Here is a 22,539-nt window from a genome sequence, read left to right on the forward strand (position 1 = left end):
TGGTGAAACAGAGCCTTTTTGATTTGTTTTTTAGATTTAGCTATAACAAATCTTGATTTTAAATAAAATCAAAAATATCATTAAATTTAGGGATTGGTTTTGTGAAAATTTAAGTTTATTTTTACAATAAATAATTAAACAGTCATCAAAATGAATACACTTTTGTCGTTATCATTATTCCTAGCTAAAATTGTTTGCCAAGTTTTTAAAGAAGTAGTAAGCTTATTTTAAGATTTTAAATTAATACCAAGAATAATTTTATCTTAGTGCTTATTGTACATCATACTTCATTTTTCTCAAAATCCGTAAAGAGTCTTTAAACGATAGATAAACGGAAACAAAAGGTTTTAGTAAAGCTTTTGCATCAATGAGTTTTTGTTTAGCATCTTCAAAACCATTCAGATAGCAAATCATAAATGTAGAAGGTAAGTTTTCTAAATCTTTCTGTTCTCTATTAGTTAACGAATGACCTTTTTCTAATTTATTTAGCAAAGCGATATTCGAATTATAGATATGGAATAACATCCTTCTATTAAACTTAGGTGGTTCAAAAAGCATTTTTCTATCAATTTTATAATATCCATTATCTTGAAAGCAAATCGTCTGTTTTTCTAAAGGATAATAACTTGTTTTGTCATTTAATCCAAGAGAAACATATTCGACAATGGTAAAACTATCCTCATCATAAGTTATTTCAACAACATCTTGATCAGAGTAAAATAACTTAATTTGCTCATTTATTAATTCGATATCTACACGAGACAAATACGTTTTTTCACGTGATTTCTTCGGGATTCCTGCCCAGCAAATTACAAATAACTCTTTAAATACTTTATATTTTGGCGACATGTCCTTATGTCGAAAGTTTAAAAAATCAATTACGCCGTCAAGCGTATATTCAATCGAATTTCTAGAATTATTTTCAATACCAAGTACCGTTTCTTTATTTAGATAATTTTTTTCAATTGCACCAGCATAAGGCATGGTATTACTGCCTTGTCGAATGTAGGTGCTATTGATTGGAATGGTATAAATTCCCTTTTTAAAATGTGAAGGATTGCTCTTAGGTTTTACAGTTACTAATCCAATCACTTTATCCTTTGGTAAATTAGGAAAAGGGATATTCTCATATTGGATTTTTGGAGGATTTTCTAAATAAGCATTCACTAAATTTTGAATCCGACTATCATCAAAAAAATCATCACCTACAATCGTATTATCTTGATCCTCGACACCAACAATTATATAGGAATTGTTAGTAGGATTGGAGTTGGATAAGGCGCAAATATGTTTCAAAAACTTAGCTTTTCCTTCTTGTGAATGTAAATTTAATTGACGCTTTTTATCAAAAAAACTGCTCTCGTCATTATGCGCGAGAAGGTTTTTAATAAGAATGCGTTTGTTGATCATTTGTTAATTTTATGTATAAAAGTGTTAAAAGTAATACGACGTAGTAAATTTAAGCGTTATTAAAAGTAACCAAATTTAAATAATGGAAAGATATGAAAAAGATTAAATTTTACTTGTTAAGTTTTAGTGTAATAACATTTATGTTATTATCAATTATTGGATGTAACTCAAATGATGATTCAACACAAACATCGAGAGTTTCAGTTCGAATGACAGATGCTCCGGGTGACTATGATGCCGTAAACGTTGATGTGCAAGATGTCCTGATAAAATCAGCTACTGATAATGATGATAGTAAAGGCTGGGTCAGTATAGGAAATGTTACTCCTAAAGTCTATAATTTATTAGACCTAACTGGAGGAGTAAATGTCTTGTTAGCTGATAATCTGGTGCCTTCTGGTTTTTTAGGGCAAGTTCGATTGCTTTTAGGCGAGAAAAACACTGTTGTCAAAGATGGTGTTAGCTATCCTTTGAATACGCCAAGTGCGCAACAATCCGGACTAAAATTAAAAATCAACCAAGAATTAGTAGGTGGCGCAACTTATGATTTTTTGTTGGATTTTGATGTCGAACATTCAGTTGTTGTGCAAGCAGGGAGTTCAGGTAAATATAATTTGCATCCAGTTATCAGAGTTTCTACTGCTGCAACTTCAGGAGTCATCAAGGGAAGTATTAATCCTGTTTTGACGGGCTTTCAAGTCATGGCCTCTGTTAAAGTGGGAGATGTTGAGGTTACGGCTTTTGCCAATGAGTTGGGAGTATTTCAGCTTAATGGTATTCCTGCAGGAACTTACACTGTTACTTTAACTCCAGAAATAGCCTCCGGTAAAGTTATTAAAACGGTTCCAGGAGTAGTAGTTGTTAATGGAGCAATGACTAACATGGGAGCTATTTCTTTATAAAAATAGGTCTTTAGATATTGGAAAAAAGAGAGGATTAAATTCAACTGCAGTTGAATTTAATCCTCTCTTTTTATTATTAGAAATTGAATTAATCCCTTTTTAATATAGTAGACGATGCTTGCGCAGATGGGAGAACTAATAAATCAGCAATATTTACGTGATAAGGTCTGGAGATTACAAAATGAATAATGTCGGCAATATCTTCCGCACGTAACGGCTCAAAACCTTTATAAACATTAGCTGCTCGTTCTGAATCTCCTTTAAAACGCACTTCGCTAAACTCCGTTTCAACAGCTCCTGGATGAATTCCTCCAACACGAATACCGAAAGGATTTAAGTCAATTCTCATGGCTTGGTTTAATGCATCGACAGCATGTTTACTGGCACAATAAACGTTTCCATTTGGATAAACTTCTTTCCCAGCTATAGATCCAATATTGATAATGTGACCCGATTTTTGTTCAATCATTTTCGGAATTATAGCTTTCGAAACATATAGAAGTCCTTTTACGTTAATGTCAATCATTGCATCCCAATCGTCTAAATCTCCATTTTGAATCGAATCTAAACCATGTGCGTTTCCAGCATTGTTAATCAAAACATCAATTTTAGAAAATTCTTCTGGTAAAGAATTAATGCTCTCAAAAACAGCTTTTTTATCTCTTACATCAAAGGACAATGTATAAACATCTGTAAAAGCTGAAAGTTCATTTTTCAAATCCAGTAAGCGATCTTCTCTACGACCACAAAGAATAATTTTGTAATTGTTTTTGGCTAATATTTGTGCTGTTGCTTTTCCAATTCCGCTGGTGGCTCCAGTAACTAATACTATTTTGCTCATTTATTTATTTTTTTAGTGCAATTTTTCATGATGATTATTTGGGCGTGACCCTTGAGATTACTTCGTTGTTCCTCCTCGCAACTTCGGGTCGGGCTTTCCATTCCAGCTTTTTATAATTTGCTCTCGTTCAAAAACGAGAACAAATCATAAAAGAGCTCCACTGCAATCCCTCACGCAAACGGGAATAATAAAACGTAAGTTTTTCATAGAAAAAATCTAAGCTACATCTTCGCCCATACTTGCGGTCCAGATAGCAAACCAATCTTCTTTATCTAATTTTAATTCCACTGCTTTTTTCAATGATTGAATGCGAGCCACATTTACTGTTCCAGCAATAGGAATGATTTTAGCAGGATGTTGTAAAATCCAAGCAATCAAAATAGAATCGGAACCTAAATGGTATTTCTCCATTAATGAAACCAGTAATTTTTTCAATCTTCTTGTCTGTGAGTTATCTTCTCTAAATACAGAACCTAATGGGTTTCCTGAAAGCGGACGAATATTATTCATTTGCATATAATCAAAACTACCATCGACCATAGGCTTGTAATTTGTTGCTGAAAATTGCACTTGATTGTAACTTACTTCCGTTTTTTGGCGAATTAATTCTGTTTGAGAGGAAGTAAAACTTGCAAGACCAAAATCGATAATCTTTCCATCAGATTTTAATTTTAAAACTGCTTCAGCAATTTCATCTGCTTCCATCAAAGGACTTGGTCGGTGCAATAAAAGAACATCTAAATAATCAGTCTGTAAATTTTTTAAAGAATTTTCAGCGGATGAAATAATATACTCTTTTGAGAAATCATAATGTCTAATTGTATTTTGACGACTTTCAGTAACTAATTGAACTCCACATTTAGAAATAAGCTGCATTTTTTCTCTCGCAATTTTACTTGAAGCAAGTGCTTTTCCAAAATCTGATTCTGTGGTGTAGTCACCATAAGTGTCAGCATGATCAAATGTGGTTATTTTGTTTTCTAAGCACACATGAATCATGTTCTCCATTTCTTTGGTATTGAGTTTTTTATCCCAAATTCCCCAATTCATGACACCAGCTATTACAGGTGATAAATTTGTTTTACTCATTGTCTTTATTTTTTGATGAATACGTAAATTCTCTAATTCAAAGTTTATTTTTCAAAGTTCTTAAAAATATAAAAATTGTATCATAATTCATCCTTAAAATTAAGGTATTTATTGAAGTTTTAACCATTTGTTAACATCTTACCTCTAAAAAAAAATTCAATTTGCACCTTCAAAATACAGGCATTAAATTCAAGGTTTTAAAAATAATAAAATGGAACAAAATACGGCTACTTTAGACATTAGAGCAATCAATGAAAAAATTGAAAGAGAAAGTGCTTTTATAGACCTTCTCACAATGGAAATGAACAAAGTCATTGTGGGCCAAAAGCACATGGTGGAGCGTTTATTGATCGGACTTTTAGGCCAAGGACATATTTTATTAGAGGGAGTTCCTGGTTTAGCAAAAACATTAGCAATTAATACACTTTCGCAAGCGATTCAAGGTTCATTCAGTAGAATCCAGTTTACTCCAGATTTACTCCCGGCGGATGTTGTGGGAACAATGATCTATAACATTAAGTCAAACGAATTTTCGATTAAAAAAGGACCAATTTTCGCAAATTTCGTTCTTGCCGATGAGATTAACCGTGCGCCTGCTAAGGTACAATCGGCATTACTAGAGGCGATGCAGGAAAAACAAGTAACTATTGGCGATACTACTTTTAAGTTAGATCGACCATTTCTTGTTCTTGCTACTCAAAATCCAGTGGAGCAAGAAGGAACGTATCAATTGCCAGAAGCGCAAGTCGATCGTTTCATGTTGAAAACAGTTATTGACTATCCAAAAATGGAAGACGAGCGTCTAGTAATTCGTCAAAATTTAAAAGGAAGTTATGAAAAGGTAAATCCAGTTGTCTCAGTAGAGCAAATTTTACGAGCGCAAGAAGCAGTTCGTGAAGTATATATGGATGAAAAAATAGAAAAATATATTCTGGATATTGTTTTTGCAACTCGTTATCCAGAGCAATATAAATTAGCTGAATTAAAACCATTAATCAGTTTTGGAGCTTCACCACGTGGAAGTATTAACTTGGCTACAGCTGCAAAATGTTATGCATTTATAAAACGTCGTGGTTATGTAATTCCTGAGGATGTTCGTGCTGTTGTTCATGATGTATTGCGTCACAGAATTGGAATCACTTATGAAGCTGAAGCTGAAAACATAACCTCAGTAGATATTATCAACAAAATCGTAAACGAAGTAGAAGTACCATAAAGTCACTAGTAATGAGTGATTAGTAATTAGCCTCGGTTGGTTACTATTCACTATTCACTACTTACTAATTACTAATAAAATGGATACAAAAGAGCTTTTAAAAAAAGTACGAAAAATAGAAATTAAAACCCGAAGATTGAGCGATCACATCTTTTCTGGGGAATACCATACTTCTTTTAAAGGGCGCGGAATGACCTTCAGTGAAGTGCGTCAATATCAATACGGAGATGATATTCGTGCGATTGACTGGAATGTTACCGCGCGTTATAATGAAGCCCATGTAAAAGTTTTTGAAGAAGAGCGTGAATTAACCATGATGTTGATGGTTGATATTTCAGGTTCTGAAAGTTTTGGTTCTAAAAACCAATTCAAAAAAGATATCGTTACTGAAATTGCTGCAACGATGGCTTTTTCAGCAACTCAAAACAACGATAAAATAGGTTTGATTTTATTTTCAGATCTTATCGAATTGTATATTCCACCAAAAAAAGGAAGGTCACATGTTTTGAGAATTATCAGGGAGCTAATCGAATTTAAGCCTAAAAGCCATAAAACGGATATCGCACAAGCTTTAAAATTTTTATCGGGAACTCAGAAAAAGAAAGCAATTGTATTTATGATCTCAGATTTCATGTCTGAAGATTATGAACACACATTAAAAATTGCGGCTAAGAAACATGATATAACTGGAATTCGGGTGTATGACATTCGGGAAGAAAAAATGCCAGATTTAGGAATGGTCTCCATGCTTGACGCTGAAACTGGAGAAATTCAATTAGTTAATACAGGTTCGAAAAGCGTGCGAATGAATTACGAAAAATTGTATCATGAAAAACTAAACTATTTCAAGGAAACATTTAGCAAATCAGGGTCAGGAGTTGTAAACACAAGAGTTGACGAAAGCTACGTGACGAAATTATTAAGTTATTTTAAATCGAGGTAAGAATTTTAGATTTTTGATCAACGATTTTTGATTTCAGATGGTGTTGGAATAAATAATTTGATTTTAGATTTTTGACTGCAGATTTAAAATGAAGAGCGTGGAAAAAGCAATGTATGAACAAACAAGAATTAGAAAATAGATTGATCGATTTTGCAGCAGCAATAATCATTCTTGCCAATAAATTTGAAAAGAATTATGCTGGGAATCATTTAGCAGGACAAATTATAAGATCAGGAACTTCTCCCGCTTTAAATTATGGAGAAGCTCAAAGCACTGAGAGTACAAAAGATTTTATCCATAAAATGGGAATATGTTTAAAAGAATTAAGAGAAACTTTTGTTTGTTTGAAAATCATTGAAAAGGCAAATTTAGTTTCAGATTTAAAGAGTTTATTAAGTGCTAAAGAAGAAGCTAATGAGTTAATTTCTATTTTCGTTTCGAGCATTAAAACAGCTAAAGCAAACTTGAAATAGACCAAATATGTTTTTTGGTAGGTTCGAAATAAATCTGAAATCAAAAATCGTTAATCTTCAATCATAAATCAGAAGCTTGCAATAATACAAAATGAAAAAACAATTACACATACTTCTTCTACTGCTTTCCACAGCTGTTTTTGCACAACAAAAGCAAGTGGTTACAAGTATAGATACGCTTAAAAATAAAATTGGTGCCGAATTTAAACTGTCGATAAAAACAACTGTTGATGCGTCATCTAAAGTTATTTTTCCAAATTTAAAAAACGTTGGTGCTTTAGAGGTGATTCGTTCGTATCCTATTGATACCGTTAAAGTAGATAATAGGTATGAACTAATAAAAAAATACGGACTGACTCAATTTGATTCGGGTCGTTTTGTTGTTCCAAGTATTAAGATTTTTATTAATAGCAAGCCGTTTATGACGGATTCGCTTTTAGTTGAAGTGGCTAATGTGAAAGTCGATACTTTAAAACAGAAAATGTTTGACATAAAAGACATTGCTCCTGCTGAAAATCCTATTGGCAACTGGTGGAAGTATGTTTTGGTTATTGCGCTACTAATTGGAATTGGTGCTTTTATTTATTGGTTTCTTAAAAAACGTCAAGAGAAAAAATTACAAGCAGCGATTATAAAAACACCAATAGAGAAAGCAACTACATTGCTAGATACTTTGGAGAAAAAAGAATTATGGCAAAAAGGAGAAGTCAAAGCCTATTATAGTGAATTGACAGATATTGCGCGAAATTATATCGAAGAAGCAATAGAAATTCCAGCAATGGAAAGTACAACTTCTGAATTGATTCATGGTCTTAGAGCTGCGTCTGTCAAAAAGAAAATGACGCTTTCACAAGAAATTATAGAAAATCTAGAGCGCGTTTTAAAACAAGCAGATTTAGTGAAGTTTGCCAAATCAAAACCATTGGATTTCGAAATTACAGAGGATAGAAATAAAATTCAGAAGGTGATTTTAACACTAGATAATTCGATTCCAGTTGAAGTGGAAGCTGATGAAGATATGTTGTTAAACGAAGCACAAAGACAAAAACAGATACAAATTCAACTAGAGAAGCAGCGTAAAAAACGAATTGTAACTGCTGTAGCATCAGTAGCTTTCATATTGTTTGCTGTGACCACATTTTTCATTATTACTAAAGGTTTTGATTACGTAAAAGATAATATTTTAGGTCATCCAACAAAAGAATTATTAGAAGGCGAATGGATCAAAAGTGAATATGGAAATCCAGGAATAGTAGTAGAAACTCCGAAGGTGTTAAAGAGGGTTGACTTGACTAAAACCTTGCCTAAAGATGGTATGGCATTAATCAAACAGATGCAATCTTTTGCTTATGGAAGTGTTGTAGATCAGTTTTATCTAATGGTTTCAACTTTAAAATTCAAACAAGAAACAGAAATCGATTTAACTAAATCAATGGATGGTGTTTTGCAGTCACTTGAATCGCAAGGTGCTCAAAACATGATTGTGAAGCAAGAAGAATTTGAAACAAAAGAAGGGGTAAAAGGAGTAAAGGCGTACGGTACTTTTTCACAAATGGATGCTTTGACGAAATCAAGTGTAAAGATATATTATGAAGCTTTACTCTTCAGTCAAGAAGGCGGGTTACAACAACTTTTATTGTTGCATGAAGAAGGAGATAAATACGGTGACGAAATATCAGAAAGAGTTTTGAACTCTGTTGAATTAAAACAAGCAACAAAATAATGGATAAAATAACTTTTTTAAACCCAGGATTTTTTTGGCTATTTCTTCTGATTCCAGTTGCAGTTTTTTGGTTGTTTTGGAAAAAAAATCAGCAATCAGCAACTTTGAAAATGAGTTCGTTACAGGGATTTAAAGGATCAGAATCTACGTTAACAAATTTGAAACCACTTTTAAATGTATTCCGCATCGTAGCATTATGTTGTTTGATTATCGCAATGGCACGACCTAGAACCGTAGATGTTAGCAATAGAACCAAGACTACAAAAGGTATCGATATTGTTATGGCGATTGACGTTTCTGGAAGTATGTTAGCAAAAGATTTAAAGCCAAACCGATTAGAAGCGCTTAAAAAGGTTGCAGCTGATTTTGTTGATGAAAGACCTAATGATAGAATCGGTTTAGTTATTTATGCTTCTGAAGCATATACTAAAACGCCAGTAACAAGTGACAAGCCAATTGTTCTAGAGGCTATAAAAACTATTAAATACGATAATGTTCTGCAAGACGGAACTGGAATAGGAATGGGATTAGCTACTGCTGTAAATCGATTGAAAGATAGTAAAGCAAAAAGTAAAGTCATTATTCTATTGACAGACGGAGTTAATAACGCCGGATTTATTGAGCCGGAAACCGCTGCGGATATCGCTAAGCAATACGGAATTAAAGTATATACAATTGGTATTGGAACAAACGGAATGGCAATGTCTCCGTACGCAATCGCTCCAAACGGCCAATTTTTATTTCAGAATATGAAAGTAGAAATTGACGAGCAATTAATGAAAAATATTGCCGCTAAAACTGATGGTAAATACTTTAGGGCAACGAGTAATACCAAGTTAGCTGAGATTTATGCCGCTATCAATAAACTAGAAACCACTGAAATCGAAGAACTAAAATTCTATGATTACGATGAAAAGTATAGAGCTTTTGTATGGATAGCAGGTTTTCTATTATTAGCGGAAATTGGATTGAGAAAAACTGTTTTCAGGAGTTTTATATAAAATCCCCACCCCGGCCCTCCCCGAAGGGAAGGGAGATAGTACCTAGGAATTAGAATTTGTAGAGAGTTTTTGCAAGCACAAGGTTAGAATTGAAATGATAAGTTTAGAATAAAGATTTGGAATATTATCTACAATCTTAATTCAAAAATCTAAAATTATAAATGGAATTAGACGAAAAAAAATATTTATATCTCTTGATTATACTTCCGCTTATAGTGTTAGTATTTCTTGCAAATTTATATTGGAAGAGAAAAAAACAGCGTGAGTTTGGAGATTTAGAAATGGTGAAAAAACTGAGTCCTGAAAGCTCTGTTTTTAAACCTGTTTTAAAATTAGTGGTGTTGCTTCTTGCTTTTCTTGGGCTAATTATTGCCTTAGTAAATCCAAAGATTGGTACTAAAATGGAAACCGTGAAGCGTGAAGGAATTGACATTGTTTTTGCAATGGATGTTTCCAAAAGTATGCTTGCCGAAGACGTTGCGCCAAATAGATTAGATAAGAGTAAACAAATTGTTTCACAAATTATCAATCAGTTAGGGAATGACAGGATAGGTATAGTTGCGTATGCAGGTAGCGCTTTCCCACTTTTACCAATTACTACAGATTACGGTGTTGCTAAGATGTTTTTACAAAGCATGAATACTGAAATGGTTTCTTCACAAGGAACATCTCTAGATGATGCAATTCGATTAGGTATAACCTATTTTGACCAAAAAAGTAAAACCAGCAAATTATTAATTTTAATTTCAGATGGTGAAGATCATTCTGAAGATGCACAAGCTGCTGCAGAGGAAGCAAATAAAGCAGGATTAAAAATTATCACAATAAGTATTGGAACAGAAAAAGGCGCTACCATTCCTTTGAAAAGAAATGGTGTTGTAGAAAGTTTTCAGAAGGACAACAACAACGAAGTGGTGATTACTAAAATGAATAGAGAAAGTTTAGAAGCTATTGCAAAAGCGACTAAAGGCGGTTATATCAATGGTAATAATACTAAAGAAGTTTTGGAATACATCAAAGCTACTTTAGATAAAATACAAAAAACCGAATTTGAATCTACAGAAATGGCTGATTTTCAATCGCAGTTTCAGTGGTTTTTAGGTTTTGCTTTTTTGCTACTATTTGTTGATGTTTTTCTATTGGAGAAAAAAACAAAATGGGTTAAAAAATTAGATTTATTTAACGAGAATAAATAATTATTTCTAAAAGATTTTAATTCTCTTTTAGGCATAAATAAACGATAAATGAAAAGATTAAATAGTATAATAATGACTTTTTTGATGTTTGCTTTTACAGCAACTGCCGGATTGTATGCACAAAAGAAGGATAGAATTTTATCTAAAGCCAATAAAGAATACGCGGAAAGTAAATTTGCAGATGCAGAAGCGGATTACAGAATTTCAGATTCTAAATTCCCTAATAAAGCAACTGCGCCTTATAATCTTGGAAATACAATTTATAAACAAAAGCAATCATCAGAAGCAAAATTTGCTTACGTGAAAGCACTAAAAAATTCAAAAACAAGAGCTGAAAAACATCGAGTTTTTCATAATCTAGGAAATGTTTTTATGAATGAGAAGGATTATACACAAGCAGTGGAGGCCTATAAAAATGCTTTAAGAAATGATCCTACTGATGAAGAGTCCCGTTACAATTATGCTTTAGCCAAAAAAATGTTGAAAGATAATCCTCCAAAGGATGACAAGAAAAAAGACGATAAAAAGGATAAAGATAAGAAGGACGACAAAAAGGACGGAGAAAAAGATAAAAAAGAGAAAGATAAAGACAAGGATAAAAAAGATGATAAAGGAGATCAGGATAAACAGAAAAATGATCCAAAACAAGATGAAAAAGGAGATCCAAAACCACAACCTGGTGGAATTTCAAAAGAGCGTTTAGAGAATTTACTGAACGCAGTAAATAAAGAGGAGAAGAAAGTTCAAGATAAAGTGAACGCTCAAAAAGTACAAGGAAAACCGGTTAAAACAGAAAAAGATTGGTAATGCAATCTCATACTTTAAAAATGAAGAAATATTTTGTAGCGATTGTCTTTTTAATGTGCGGTTTAATCAGCGCTCAAGTGCAATTTGAAGCTCGTGTAAGTAAAACTACGCTCGCGTTGAATGAAAGACTACGTGTGGATTTTATGATGAATGTTGATGGTGATGATTTTGCGCAACCTTCTTTTGAAGGCTTCAGAATCATTGCGGGTCCTAGTCAGCAAGTTAGTCAATCATGGGTGAATGGTAGAAGTTCATTTGAGAAAGCATATTCCTATTTTTTACTTCCAAATCAAAAAGGAACTCTAGTTATTAAATCAGCGGCTATTGAATACAATGGGCAAATCTATAGAACAGCTCCCATAAAAATAAACGTAACTGCAGCTCAAGAACAACCACGAGATCCAAACGATTCTCAAATTGCAGCTGATGATAATTTATATCTTGTAGCTGATGTTTCTAAAGATAATTTATATGTAAACGAACCAACTACAGTCGTATACAAACTTTATTTCGCAAATATTGGAATCTCAAACTTTAGAGAATTAAATAAACCAAAATACAATGATTTCTGGAGTCAAAATATTGAAATAAAACAACTTGTTGCTGAAGAAGGAATTTTTAAGGGACAAAATTACCGCTACATCGTATTGAAGAAAGTGGTCTTATATCCACAAAAATCTGGAAAGCTTAAAATCGAACCACTGTCGCTAGAAATTGATGTTCAATTGCCTTCTAATCGTAGGGATATGTTTGGTCGAATGTTACTCACTGAAACAAGTAAGCGCGTTTCTGCAGGAAGTAAAACTATAAACGTAAAACCACTCCCTGAAACTGGTAAGCCAGATAATTTTAGTGGTGCAGTTGGAAAATTTGATTTTAAGGTAACTCCTTCTAAGAATAATTTAAAAAATGGTGAAAGTCTAGACTTAATTGTAAGCGTTACTGGAAAAGGGAATTTAAAATTATTTAGTTTACCAAAGCCAGAGGTACCAAATGCCTTAGAAATGTATGATCCGGTGCATAGTGAAGATATTAGTACACCGCTTTCAGGGATGAACGGTAAAACTTCAGATAGTTATACTATTATTCCGCAATACAAAGGGAATTATCCTATCAAGCCATTGCAATTTTCTTATTTTGATTTGGATTCTAGAACTTATAAAACGATCAGTTCTCCAGAAATTATGGTTAATGTTCTAGAGGGACCAACACCTGTAGACACTACAAGAGCAGATGGGAATAAGAATAAAAATGCTATTGTAGATCATTTCAGACCTATAAAACTGAAGACAGAATTGAGCGAAATTAACAAAAAAGATTTCTTAGGTTCTAACTTGTTTTATGTATTGTTATTTATTCCGTTTTTACTTTTGCCTTTACTTATCTTATTTAAAAATAAGCGTGAAGCATTGGCGGGAGATATTAGTGGAAATAGAATTCGAATGAATAATAGATTAGCTAAAAAATATTTGTCAGAAGCTAAGAAACAAATTAAAAACAAAGAACTGTTTTATATCGCCTTGGAGAAAGCAATGCATAATTTCTTGAAAGCTAAGTTGAATATTGAAACTTCAGAAATGAGTAAAAATAATATTCAAGAGCTGCTATTATCGCGCAATGCAAGCGAAGAAACGGTGATTGAATTCATTGCATTAACCGAAAATTGTGAAATAGCGCGCTATGCACCTTCCTCGAGTGTAACGATTCAACAGGATTTTGATAAGGCGGTTTTTATAATATCTGAATTAGAAAAACAGATTTCTTAAAGAGAATTAAAACAAAGTTGAAGTAAAGCTTTTGACGTAGAGCTCAAATTTTTGCAATTTGTTTTTAGATGAATAATTAAAAACTTTGAGATTTAGTGCCTTAATGGCAAATACAATATAAAATGAAAAATATACTATATTTATTCTTGCTTTCAACCCAAATTTTCTTTGCTCAAAGTGGCTTTGAGAAAGGGAATACGCTTTATGCAAAAGGAAATTACTCTGAAGCTGCAGTTGCTTATGAAAGCGTATTGAATAGTAATCAACATTCGGCAGAACTTTATTTTAACTTGGCGAATACATATTACAAATTAAATAAAGTAGCACCTTCTATCTACTATTATGAAAAGGCTTTAGTGCTGAATCCTAAGGACCAAGAGAGTTTGAATAACTTGAAATTTGCTCATAAAAAAACCATCGATGAAATAAAAGTTATTCCTAAAGTAGGTTTTGCCAAATTAGTTCGCGATTTCACTGGAATCTATAATTATAATACCTGGGGATGGGCGACTGTAGGGCTGGCAACACTATTTTTATTATTTTTCATTGGGTATTATTTTTTAGAGATTACTGTTTGGAAAAGAGCTTTTTTCGTGGGAATGTTTATTGCCATTTTAGTGCTGTTAATTACCGCTTCATCAGCCATTTTTGAAAAAAGATATTTCGATACTGAGAAACCTGCGATTGTTTTTGCCGAAATGGCGAATGTAAAAAGTGAACCACGAGACGGTGGAAAGTCATTGTTTTTACTTCATGAAGGGACAAAAGTGTATGTTGAGGAAGTTATTGGTAAGTGGAAAAAAATCCAACTCACAGATGGAACTGAAGGTTGGATAGAAAGTAGAGCTATAAAGGAAGTGAAGTAATATGTGTAAATTTTTAATAAAGCTTGTAGCCTTTCATAAGCTGTAAGCTTTAATATTTTCTACCTAGACTTTCTTCTTCATTTCTTCATATCCTTTCTTTATGGAAGGGAAAACGTAACCAGCTATTTTTTGGATTGGATTATAAAATATAGAATTGTCAAGTGTTTCTTTTTTAGCTAAATAATTATTGTAATTTATTTTTTCGAAAAGTGAAAAAAGAATGCTCACAATTAGAATAGTTTTTAAGATTCTAAAAAATCCGCCACCCAATTTATTTAACCAACCTAGAAAGGCAAAATTAGCTATTCCAGTTAAAAATTTTCCTAAAATGTTTATGGCGATAACTACCACAATAAAAGTCAATGCAAAAGCAACAATTTGAATTGTGTTAGGATTCCATTTTACAAATCCCAGTAGAAATTCTTTCATGAAAGAAGAAAACTTAACTGCAAAATAGATACCTAAAATTAGTGAAATTAACGAAGCTAGTTCGACAAAGAGTCCGTTTACAACACCTTTATAGAAAGCAAAAATTAGCGCTGCGCACAAAATAATATCTAAAAATCCCATCGTAATAATATAAATAATAGAGAGCGCAAATATAAAAGAATAGATCCATATCAATTGCCAATTTTCAACTTCTTATCTTTGCAAAAATAATTGGAATAACCACAGTAGTAAAGTATCTCTTATTGATGCTTTTAAAAGTGAAAAAATGTTATTCTACAATCAAAATTTAAAATGTCAAGAGACACACAACTTAAAGAACGCTGGGAACAGCTTGTAAATATACTTTCAGATCAATTTTCACAAGGAGAGGACTTAGACTTAGATGCAATTATATATTTAATAGGAGTACAAGAACTAGGCAAAGTGCATAGAGAATATAAAAAAGATGAAAAGCTAAACCTGATGCATATCGCTATTTGTAGATTGTTAGAACCTTACGGTTTTTACGAATTTGAATTTTTTGATGAAGAAGGTTGGCCACATTACAAAGTTAAAGAAGAGTTACCTCCATTAAAAGCGGGTGAGCAATCTGTTTTGATGAAAGAAGCAATTGTGAATTACTTTCTAGAAAGAGAAGTAATTAGCTAATAATTTTTGAATAGCGACTTGCAATTTCAAATTTGCTTTAAAAACTAGGAATATTAAAGGGCAAACTTAGAACAAATTACTTATTTTTGCACTCTCAATTATGGAATGAAAATGATAGACAAGATAAAAGAATATATTGGTGAAGCTCAAGCTTTCTCAACGCAGAACATAGCGGAATTAGAAGCATTTCGTATTAAATTCTTAGGAAGTAAAGGACTTTTGAAAGATCTTTTTGCTGAATTTAAGAATGTTCCTAATGACAAGAAAAAAGAGTTTGGACAAGTAATCAATATGCTTAAAACTTCTGCCGAAGATAAAGTAAAAGCCATACAAGAATCTTTAGAAAGTAAAGAGGAAAGTAAAGGGTTTTATGGAGATTTAACTCGTTCTGCTGAACCGACTATTATTGGTTCTCGTCACCCCATTTCATTAGTAAAAAACCAAATCGTAGATATATTTTCGAACATTGGTTTTAATGTTTCTGAAGGTCCAGAAATCGAAGATGATTGGCATAATTTCACGGCTTTAAATTTGCCAGAATACCATCCGGCACGCGATATGCAGGATACTTTTTTTATACAAACAAATCCAGACATTCTACTTCGTACGCACACTTCATCAGTGCAAGTGCGTTATATGGAAAACAATAAGCCGCCTATCAGAACGATTTCTCCAGGAAGAGTTTTCCGTAATGAAGCTGTTTCTTCTCGTTCCCATTGCATTTTCCACCAAGTTGAGGGTTTGTATATCGATAAGGATGTTTCATTCGCTGATTTAAAGCAAACACTTTTATACTTCACTAAAGAAATGTTCGGTAAATCAAAAATCCGTCTACGTCCATCTTACTTCCCTTTTACGGAGCCAAGTGCTGAGGTTGACATTTATTGGGGTCTAAAAACCGAAACTGATTATAGAATCACCAAAGGAACGGGTTGGTTAGAGATTATGGGTTGCGGAATGGTTGATCCTAATGTTCTTAAAAACTGCGGAATCAATCCTGATGAATACAATGGTTTTGCTTTTGGAATGGGAATCGAAAGAATTGCGATGTTACTATACCAGATTGGCGATATCCGTATGTTCTATGAAAACGACCTTCGTTTCTTAGAGCAATTCAAAGCAAGTATTTAGGCATTGCGACGAGCAAATCAATCTAATTTTTAGGAGCTATTTCCAGCTGTCCACTATATCCCCGCTCAAAAGCGGGGGATGCCGTTTTCATCTGGGCTAGGGTTTTCGGTTCAAGTGAAATTTTAGTTTTTAATACTAAACATTAATCAATAACGAACCAACTAATTGTTTCGTTTGCTATAATGACATGAAAAAAGATATTACAATCCCTGAAGTAGAAAATGTTTTCGTTGCAGTTGTCCAAGAATGGAGTGACGACTTTATGGAGAAAGTTTGGTATGCCTATCTGGTAAACGATAGTGACTTTCTAATTGAAAGTGTTATGGTAGTTTCTAAAGCTTTTGGAACTATAAATGGTGAAATGAAAAAAACGTCACTTTTACGTCACGCTTTTGTAGAAGTTCCAGCTGTTTCAGTAGTAAAAATAGAAATGATTGAAAAAAGTGTTTTAACACTTAACAATGAGTTTATGGTAACCTATTTCATGGATAACAAACTATACGACAAAAAGTTCATCTTCAAAGCTAATTCGATAAATGAAAAGGACGTTGAAGAAGTTCCTATATTATTTTTAGATGGTGTTATTATCAGGTAAAGTAATACTGCTTTCACTTTTTACCTTTTTTCTCCAACTTAAGTATCCAATTAAACATACTCCAAAAGTTACAAAATAAATTGTTCTAATTAAATTGTGTTTCGATAAGAAAGCCTTTTCAAAAGACAGTTGAAATAAATCCAATGTAGGAATGACTACTGCGATTATTAATCCCCAGAGACCGCCAGTCTTAATTTGATATTTCCATCTTTCGCTCATAAAACTATCTTTTAAATCTAGTCCAGTTGATCCGTTAGTTTCTTAAAAACAGTTTTAGCATTCTTTCCTTCATACAAGATTGAATAAACAGCGTCAATAATAGGTGTTTTAGCACCGTAAGCTTGATTTAGTTTGTATGCGCTTTTGACTGCGTAATATCCCTCAGCAACCATGCTCATTTCCATCATTGCAGACTTAACTGTATAGCCTTTGCCTATCATATTTCCAAACATTCTATTTCTTGAAAATATAGAATATCCAGTCACCAATAAATCACCTAAATAAGCAGAATCATTAATGTTTCGTTTCATTTTGTGGACTTTTTTGATGAATTTTTTCATCTCACGAATTCCATTACTCATCAATACAGATTGGAAGTTGTCTCCGTATCCTAAGCCATGAGCAATTCCTGCTGCTATTGCATAAATGTTTTTTAACATTGCTGCATATTCTGTTCCTATGATATCGTCAGTAATTTTTGTCTTAATGTAATTACCAGATAAATTTGTAGCGACAACTTTAGCTTTATCGGGATCTCCACAAGCAATAGTTAGATACGACAAGCGCTCTAAAGCTACTTCTTCTGCATGGCAAGGCCCAGTTATTACACCAATGTTGTAATAAGGAATGTCATATTTCACATGAAAATGTTCTCCCACAATTAAACTCGTCTCAGGAACAATACCTTTAATTGCTGAGAAAATAATTTTATCTTGAAGTGAAACGGTTAGGTTTTGTAGTTCAGCATCTAAAAAAGCAGATGGTATTGCAAATATTATATAATCAGCATAAGCAACAGCTTCGTTGATGTCATTAGTTAGTTTTAACTTATTGGTGTCAAACTCAACAGAACTTAAGTAATTAGGATTGTGCTTATATGTTCTAAGATGCTCAATAGCAGTCTCGTTACGCATATACCACGAAATTTCTGAAAGATTTACACAGAGCATTTTTGCAATTGCTGTTGCCCAACTTCCTCCACCAATTACTGCAAATTTTATTTTTTCGGCCATTATAATATTGAATTTAATCAAAAGTACTTAAAATTGTTTCAATTAAGCAAATTTAATCAATCCTTGTTTGCTAACAAAAACAGATCATTAATTGCATTAATCATAATTTATTAAATATATTATAAGTAATTCACATATAGCACACAATATAAATAGTATACATTCGTTATAAGTATTGTTAGTACGATTTTTTAACAGATAAACAGGAATTGAATTAGTTAGTTATATTTTGAATGTTAAAAGGCGTCCTCCATATATATGGGGGACGCCTTTTTATTTTAATTTGAAATAAGTTACTAATTTTCGTAAGATTTAATAGCTCATTTCAACAATTGATTTTACTTTCTCTAAAGTTATGTTTTGTTTTTCTCCTAAACCTAACCAACCTCTTTCTTCAAAGCGATTCACTATAAAGTCGGCTGTTTTGTCAAATTCCTGTGTATAGTCAGATAGTTTAGTGTCCATTCCCATAGTATGGAAAAATTTAACTGTTTTATCAATTGCTTGCTTGGCAATTTCATCTTCAGTTCCAGTTAAATTAAAAATACGTTTTCCGTATTGTGCTAATTTTCCTTTTTTAGTTTCAAACATTACTCTGTATAAGTTTGGTCCTACTACTGCTAATGTTCTAGCATGATCAATTCCGTACAAAGCTGTTAATTCGTGACCGATCATATGCGTTGCCCAGTCTGAAGGAACTCCTTTTTGAATTAATCCATTCAACGCCATTGTACAACTCCACATAAAATTAGAAGCAAGTGCATAGTCTTTTGGATTTTCAACGACTTTAGGTCCTATTTCTACTAATGTTTGCAAAATTCCTTCAGATATTCGATCCTGAAGAAAACCTTCATGAACGTACGTTAAGTATTGTTCTAGAACGTGAGTAAAAGCATCTACAACTCCGTTTTGTAATTGTCTTTTAGGTAAAGATTCAATAACAGTAGGATCGCAAATAGAAAACTTTGGAAATAACGCAGAACCTCCAAAAGCTAATTTTTCTTTGGTAGATTCAATAGTTACTACTGAACCTGAATTCATTTCGCTTCCAGTCGCTGGTAAAGTCAAAATGGTTCCAAAAGGGATAACAGTCGCTAAATCCTTAATCAATAATTTCTTTTGTAGAATGTCTATCGGATTGCCTTCAAATTTTGCTGCAGCTGATATAAATTTAGTTCCATCAATCACAGAACCACCACCTACTGCTAGAATAAAGTCGATCTTTTGCTCTTTAACAACGGCTACTGCTTTCATTAAAGTTTCAAAATGTGGATTTGCTTCGATTCCACCAAACTCCACGATTTCAAAACCTTTTAGGTTTTCAATTACTTGTGCGTGAATACCATTTTTAAAAATGCTTCCGCCTCCATAAGTCATTAATATTTTTGCTTCTTGAGGAACTAAAGTTGATAGTTTCTCAATTTGTCCTTTACCAAAAACTAAATTTGTGGGATTATATAATTCGAAATTTAACATACTATTATTTTTTTGAATTTAGTTGGTTCAATAATTTCTCAGCAACTAATTTTGATGAAGCTGGATTTTGACCTGTAATTAAAAGTCCGTCTTCTACAGCATACGGTTGCCAATCAGCTATTTTAGAATAGCTAGCACCATTAGATTGTAAAGCATCTTCTAATAAGAAAGGAACAACTTTAGTTAATCCTACTGCTTCTTCTTCACTATTAGAAAATCCAGTTACTTTTTTACCTTTTACTAAATATTCACCATTTACTTTGACGTTTTTAAGTGCGCCAGGAGAGTGACATACAAAAGCTACTGGTTTTTTATTGGTATAAAAAGATTCAATTAATGCAATTGAAGTTTTATCTTCAGCTAAATCCCAAAGCGGTCCATGACCTCCTGGATAGAAAACAGCATCATAATCTGCTTGATTCACATCAGATAGTTTATGAGTGTTTTTTAATTTAGCTAGAACGTCGGTATCCTTATCCAGTCTTTTTGTGTCTTCTGTAGCTGCTGAAGGATCTTCACTTTTCGGATCTATTGGTGGCTGACCTCCAAGAGGTGTTGCGATATCAATTTGAACTCCTTTGTCTGCTAACTCGTAGTAAGGTGCTGCAAATTCTTCTGTCCAATACCCTGTTTTTTCTCCCGTGTCTCCTAGTTTATCGTGACTAGTTAGTACAAATAATACTTTTTTCATATCGTTTTTATTTTTTATCTGTGCAGTTGCACTCAAGCATCCTACTGTTAATGCTATAATTGTAAATACTGCAATTTTTTTCATACTTCATTTATTACTACAAATTTACGGCTAATATGTTATTAGTAAAAATAATTTAAATTATGTTTGTGATAAATATATTTATATCATGGTCAATCTTGAATGGTACAGAACTTTCAAATCTGTTTATAAAAATGGAAATTTTTCTTTGGCTGCAAAGGAGCTTTTTATCAGTCAACCAGCCGTGAGTCAGCAGATAGGAATGTTGGAAGCGCATGTTGGTTATAAACTTTTCAACAGAAAATCTAAAGGCGTGGAACCAACACAGTACGCTAAGTTACTCAATAATTTAATCATTGAAGCTCTTGAGCGATTGGAAAATGTGGAAAACGGTTTTAGAGCTAAGGCATTTAATGCCAATCGGTTAATTTCAGTTGGACTTTCAAAACACTTTATGATTAGTATGGGGAGCGTCTTACTTTCTAAATTTGATTTTATAGATTTCAGCTTTCATGAAAATGATCAATTATTCGAATTAGTAAATTCTAAAAAGCTTGATTTCGCAATTGTAACAAAGCAATACGACACTTTCGACACCGTTCAAAAAAAGGTTGGAGAAATAAGACAAGTAATAGTTGGATCAAATACCATTAACGAATCTGAACTAAAAGCGACTATTAAGAACAAAGACAATGACGCAACTGAAAACTGGTTAAATGACCAGAAATGGTTTAGCCACGATGCAGGAATTCCACACATAAAATTATTTTGGCTTCATGTTTTTAATAAAAAAAGACCGTCTATGGTTCCAAATTACATAATTCCTTCCGAAAATGAAATGATTGAAATACTTTCAAGAAATTTAGGTGTTGCAGTGGTGTGGGATATTAATGCAAAAAAATTTATTGGAGGTAAGAAAATAAAATTATTGTGGAACAGCAAAGAAATGCCTAGTTCAGAGGTGTTTTTATTATCAGCTAAAAATGAAAACTTAAATACTATTTTCGAAAAAATAGAATTAGAGCTAAAAAGTGCCTTAGGGTAATTACTTTTTATAGAAATTATTGTGGTCAATATATTTCCAAACTTCAGTAGGCAGTAATGGCTGCACATTCTTTCCTTTTTTAATATTATCCCGAATAAAAGTGGATGAAATTTCTACTACAGGCGCATCGATCATATGAATTTTTGTCCCGAAATGTTGTGAATCTTTTAATTCTAAGTTTTCTTCATCATTTGATATTCTCGGATAGACATAAATTTCGTGATGCGCTATAATAGCTTCGTAATTTTTCCATCTATGAAGAGACCTTAGATTGTCTTCTCCCATAATTAACGAAAATTCATAAGTAGGATGTTTTTCCTGTAAATGAACTAATGTGTTTATGGTATAATTGGGCTGTGCTAATTTAAACTCTATATCTGAAGGTTTGATTTTAGGAAAGTCTTCAGTGGCAAGATGCACCATCTCCAAACGATGGGAATCTTCAAGTAAAGTATTTTTTTTCTTAAAAGGATTGTGCGGCGTCACCACCATCCAGATTTGGTCTAAATCAGAATATTCCGCCATATGATTGGCGATAATTAGATGCCCAATGTGAATGGGGTTAAATGTTCCGAAGTATAGTCCTATCTTCATTATCTTGGTAAATAGTGATTAGTAAAAAGTAATTAGTTTTTGAGAGTTTTTGAAAATGAATTTATCATCTTAGATTCTTCCTCAATTTGTCCTAATATTTCTTTGTACAAAGTTTGATCTATTATAAAACCAAGTTCATTAGCAATGAGTAACTGAGTTTCTATTTCAAATAATGAACCTCTAGAAATATCTAAAAAATGACTAAATAATTTTTGAGTATTTCTACCATAACCTTCTGCAATATTTGATGGAATTGAAACTGAAGCTCTTTTCAATTGACTTGTTAAAGCATATAGTTCTTCTTTAGGAAATGATTTTAATAGCTGATATACTAAACAGACAATTCTAATTCCCTTTTGCCAAATCAGTAAATCTTTATATGATTTAATTTCTGCCATCTTAAGCTAATTACTAGTTACTTTT

At 32.6% G+C, this 22,539-nt stretch carries 24 protein-coding genes; 14 read left to right on the top strand and 10 right to left on the bottom strand.

The window, feature by feature from the left end; all coding sequences use genetic code 11:
• Nucleotides 1-270 precede the first annotated feature (270 nt).
• Nucleotides 271-1,410 (bottom strand): ATP-binding protein, encoded by a 1,140-nt coding sequence (locus tag RCH19_RS10335; protein WP_343023152.1) that lies wholly within the window; start codon nucleotides 1,408-1,410, stop codon nucleotides 271-273.
• A 92-nt stretch (nucleotides 1,411-1,502) separates the two neighbouring features.
• Between RCH19_RS10335 and RCH19_RS10340 the strand changes: the two genes are divergently transcribed.
• The gene (locus RCH19_RS10340; protein WP_343023153.1) at nucleotides 1,503-2,312 is read left to right on the top strand and encodes a DUF4382 domain-containing protein; all 810 of its coding nucleotides are present in this window, start codon (nucleotides 1,503-1,505) and stop codon (nucleotides 2,310-2,312) included.
• 88 nt (nucleotides 2,313-2,400) lie between these two features.
• Here RCH19_RS10340 and RCH19_RS10345 read toward each other — a convergent pair whose 3' ends face one another.
• Both RCH19_RS10345 and RCH19_RS10350 read right to left on the bottom strand, forming a co-directional pair.
• The gene (locus RCH19_RS10345; RefSeq protein ID WP_343023154.1) at nucleotides 2,401-3,153 is read right to left on the bottom strand and encodes an SDR family NAD(P)-dependent oxidoreductase; all 753 of its coding nucleotides are present in this window, start codon (nucleotides 3,151-3,153) and stop codon (nucleotides 2,401-2,403) included.
• A gap of 216 nt (nucleotides 3,154-3,369) precedes the next feature.
• Nucleotides 3,370-4,242, bottom strand: a complete 873-nt coding sequence (locus RCH19_RS10350; protein WP_343023155.1) for an aldo/keto reductase — start codon at nucleotides 4,240-4,242, stop codon at nucleotides 3,370-3,372.
• Between the two features lie 211 nt (nucleotides 4,243-4,453).
• Here RCH19_RS10350 and RCH19_RS10355 point away from each other — a divergent pair, with 211 nt between their 5' ends.
• The 9 genes from RCH19_RS10355 to RCH19_RS10395 all read left to right on the top strand — a co-directional run bounded on the left by RCH19_RS10355 (nucleotide 4,454) and on the right by RCH19_RS10395 (nucleotide 14,233).
• Complete coding sequence (locus RCH19_RS10355; protein WP_121924820.1) at nucleotides 4,454-5,458, top strand: MoxR family ATPase; 1,005 nt, start codon at nucleotides 4,454-4,456, stop codon at nucleotides 5,456-5,458.
• Between the two features lie 79 nt (nucleotides 5,459-5,537).
• A complete protein-coding gene (locus tag RCH19_RS10360) occupies nucleotides 5,538-6,401 on the top strand; it encodes a DUF58 domain-containing protein (protein WP_343023156.1) in 864 nt (287 codons plus the stop codon).
• 113 nt (nucleotides 6,402-6,514) lie between these two features.
• Nucleotides 6,515-6,874 (top strand): four helix bundle protein, encoded by a 360-nt coding sequence (locus RCH19_RS10365; protein WP_343023157.1) that lies wholly within the window; start codon nucleotides 6,515-6,517, stop codon nucleotides 6,872-6,874.
• Between the two features lie 91 nt (nucleotides 6,875-6,965).
• Nucleotides 6,966-8,597 carry a hypothetical protein gene (locus RCH19_RS10370; RefSeq protein ID WP_343023158.1) on the top strand — a complete coding sequence of 544 codons (1,632 nt, stop codon included), beginning with the start codon at nucleotides 6,966-6,968 and terminating at the stop codon, nucleotides 8,595-8,597.
• Nucleotides 8,597-9,598 (top strand): VWA domain-containing protein, encoded by a 1,002-nt coding sequence (locus RCH19_RS10375; RefSeq protein WP_343023159.1) that lies wholly within the window; start codon nucleotides 8,597-8,599, stop codon nucleotides 9,596-9,598. The genes RCH19_RS10370 and RCH19_RS10375 overlap by 1 nt, the downstream gene beginning before the upstream one ends.
• 161 nt (nucleotides 9,599-9,759) lie before the next feature.
• Nucleotides 9,760-10,794: a VWA domain-containing protein gene (locus RCH19_RS10380; protein WP_343023160.1), complete on the top strand. Its 1,035-nt coding sequence runs from the start codon at nucleotides 9,760-9,762 to the stop codon at nucleotides 10,792-10,794.
• 72 nt (nucleotides 10,795-10,866) lie between these two features.
• Nucleotides 10,867-11,601, top strand: a complete 735-nt coding sequence (locus RCH19_RS10385) for a tetratricopeptide repeat protein (protein WP_343023180.1) — start codon at nucleotides 10,867-10,869, stop codon at nucleotides 11,599-11,601.
• Between the two features lie 20 nt (nucleotides 11,602-11,621).
• Nucleotides 11,622-13,367 carry a BatD family protein gene (locus tag RCH19_RS10390; RefSeq protein ID WP_343023161.1) on the top strand — a complete coding sequence of 582 codons (1,746 nt, stop codon included), beginning with the start codon at nucleotides 11,622-11,624 and terminating at the stop codon, nucleotides 13,365-13,367.
• 122 nt (nucleotides 13,368-13,489) lie between these two features.
• Complete coding sequence (locus tag RCH19_RS10395; protein WP_343023162.1) at nucleotides 13,490-14,233, top strand: tetratricopeptide repeat protein; 744 nt, start codon at nucleotides 13,490-13,492, stop codon at nucleotides 14,231-14,233.
• A gap of 63 nt (nucleotides 14,234-14,296) precedes the next feature.
• On the opposite strand, the gene RCH19_RS10400 is transcribed toward RCH19_RS10395, so the two are convergent.
• Nucleotides 14,297-14,803: a CvpA family protein gene (locus tag RCH19_RS10400; protein ID WP_343023163.1), complete on the bottom strand. Its 507-nt coding sequence runs from the start codon at nucleotides 14,801-14,803 to the stop codon at nucleotides 14,297-14,299.
• A gap of 171 nt (nucleotides 14,804-14,974) precedes the next feature.
• Here RCH19_RS10400 and RCH19_RS10405 point away from each other — a divergent pair, with 171 nt between their 5' ends.
• The 3 genes from RCH19_RS10405 (at nucleotide 14,975) to RCH19_RS10415 (ending at nucleotide 17,057) form a co-directional block, all read left to right on the top strand.
• Nucleotides 14,975-15,331 (top strand): hypothetical protein, encoded by a 357-nt coding sequence (locus RCH19_RS10405; protein ID WP_121924828.1) that lies wholly within the window; start codon nucleotides 14,975-14,977, stop codon nucleotides 15,329-15,331.
• Nucleotides 15,332-15,442: 111 nt separating this feature from the next.
• Nucleotides 15,443-16,462: a phenylalanine--tRNA ligase subunit alpha gene (gene pheS / locus RCH19_RS10410; protein WP_343023164.1), complete on the top strand. Its 1,020-nt coding sequence runs from the start codon at nucleotides 15,443-15,445 to the stop codon at nucleotides 16,460-16,462.
• A gap of 187 nt (nucleotides 16,463-16,649) precedes the next feature.
• A complete protein-coding gene (locus RCH19_RS10415) occupies nucleotides 16,650-17,057 on the top strand; it encodes a hypothetical protein (protein WP_343023165.1) in 408 nt (135 codons plus the stop codon).
• Here RCH19_RS10415 and RCH19_RS10420 read toward each other — a convergent pair.
• The 4 genes from RCH19_RS10420 to RCH19_RS10435 form a co-directional block, all read right to left on the bottom strand.
• On the bottom strand, nucleotides 17,034-17,276 hold the full coding sequence (locus RCH19_RS10420) for a hypothetical protein (RefSeq protein ID WP_343023166.1): 243 nt from the start codon (nucleotides 17,274-17,276) through the stop codon (nucleotides 17,034-17,036). The two genes, RCH19_RS10415 and RCH19_RS10420, sit on opposite strands and share 24 nt — an antisense overlap.
• Before the next feature lie 17 nt (nucleotides 17,277-17,293).
• Entirely contained in the window at nucleotides 17,294-18,289 is a 996-nt protein-coding gene (locus tag RCH19_RS10425; protein ID WP_343023167.1) for an NAD(P)H-dependent glycerol-3-phosphate dehydrogenase, read from the bottom strand.
• A 312-nt stretch (nucleotides 18,290-18,601) separates the two neighbouring features.
• The gene (locus tag RCH19_RS10430; protein WP_343023168.1) at nucleotides 18,602-19,765 is read right to left on the bottom strand and encodes an iron-containing alcohol dehydrogenase; all 1,164 of its coding nucleotides are present in this window, start codon (nucleotides 19,763-19,765) and stop codon (nucleotides 18,602-18,604) included.
• A 4-nt stretch (nucleotides 19,766-19,769) separates the two neighbouring features.
• Entirely contained in the window at nucleotides 19,770-20,540 is a 771-nt protein-coding gene (locus RCH19_RS10435) for a type 1 glutamine amidotransferase domain-containing protein (protein WP_343023169.1), read from the bottom strand.
• Nucleotides 20,541-20,625: 85 nt separating this feature from the next.
• On the opposite strand from RCH19_RS10435, the gene RCH19_RS10440 reads away from it, so the two are divergent.
• On the top strand, nucleotides 20,626-21,522 hold the full coding sequence (locus tag RCH19_RS10440; RefSeq protein ID WP_343023170.1) for a LysR family transcriptional regulator: 897 nt from the start codon (nucleotides 20,626-20,628) through the stop codon (nucleotides 21,520-21,522).
• On the opposite strand, the gene nadD is transcribed toward RCH19_RS10440, so the two are convergent.
• Both nadD and RCH19_RS10450 read right to left on the bottom strand, forming a co-directional pair.
• Complete coding sequence (gene nadD / locus RCH19_RS10445; protein ID WP_343023171.1) at nucleotides 21,523-22,116, bottom strand: nicotinate (nicotinamide) nucleotide adenylyltransferase; 594 nt, start codon at nucleotides 22,114-22,116, stop codon at nucleotides 21,523-21,525. It abuts the gene before it with no gap.
• Between the two features lie 32 nt (nucleotides 22,117-22,148).
• On the bottom strand, nucleotides 22,149-22,514 hold the full coding sequence (locus RCH19_RS10450; protein ID WP_343023172.1) for a four helix bundle protein: 366 nt from the start codon (nucleotides 22,512-22,514) through the stop codon (nucleotides 22,149-22,151).
• Nucleotides 22,515-22,539 lie beyond the last annotated feature (25 nt).

Source organism: Flavobacterium sp. PL12 (genome assembly GCF_039123485.1).
Classification (GTDB): Bacteria; Bacteroidota; Bacteroidia; order Flavobacteriales; family Flavobacteriaceae; genus Flavobacterium; species Flavobacterium weaverense.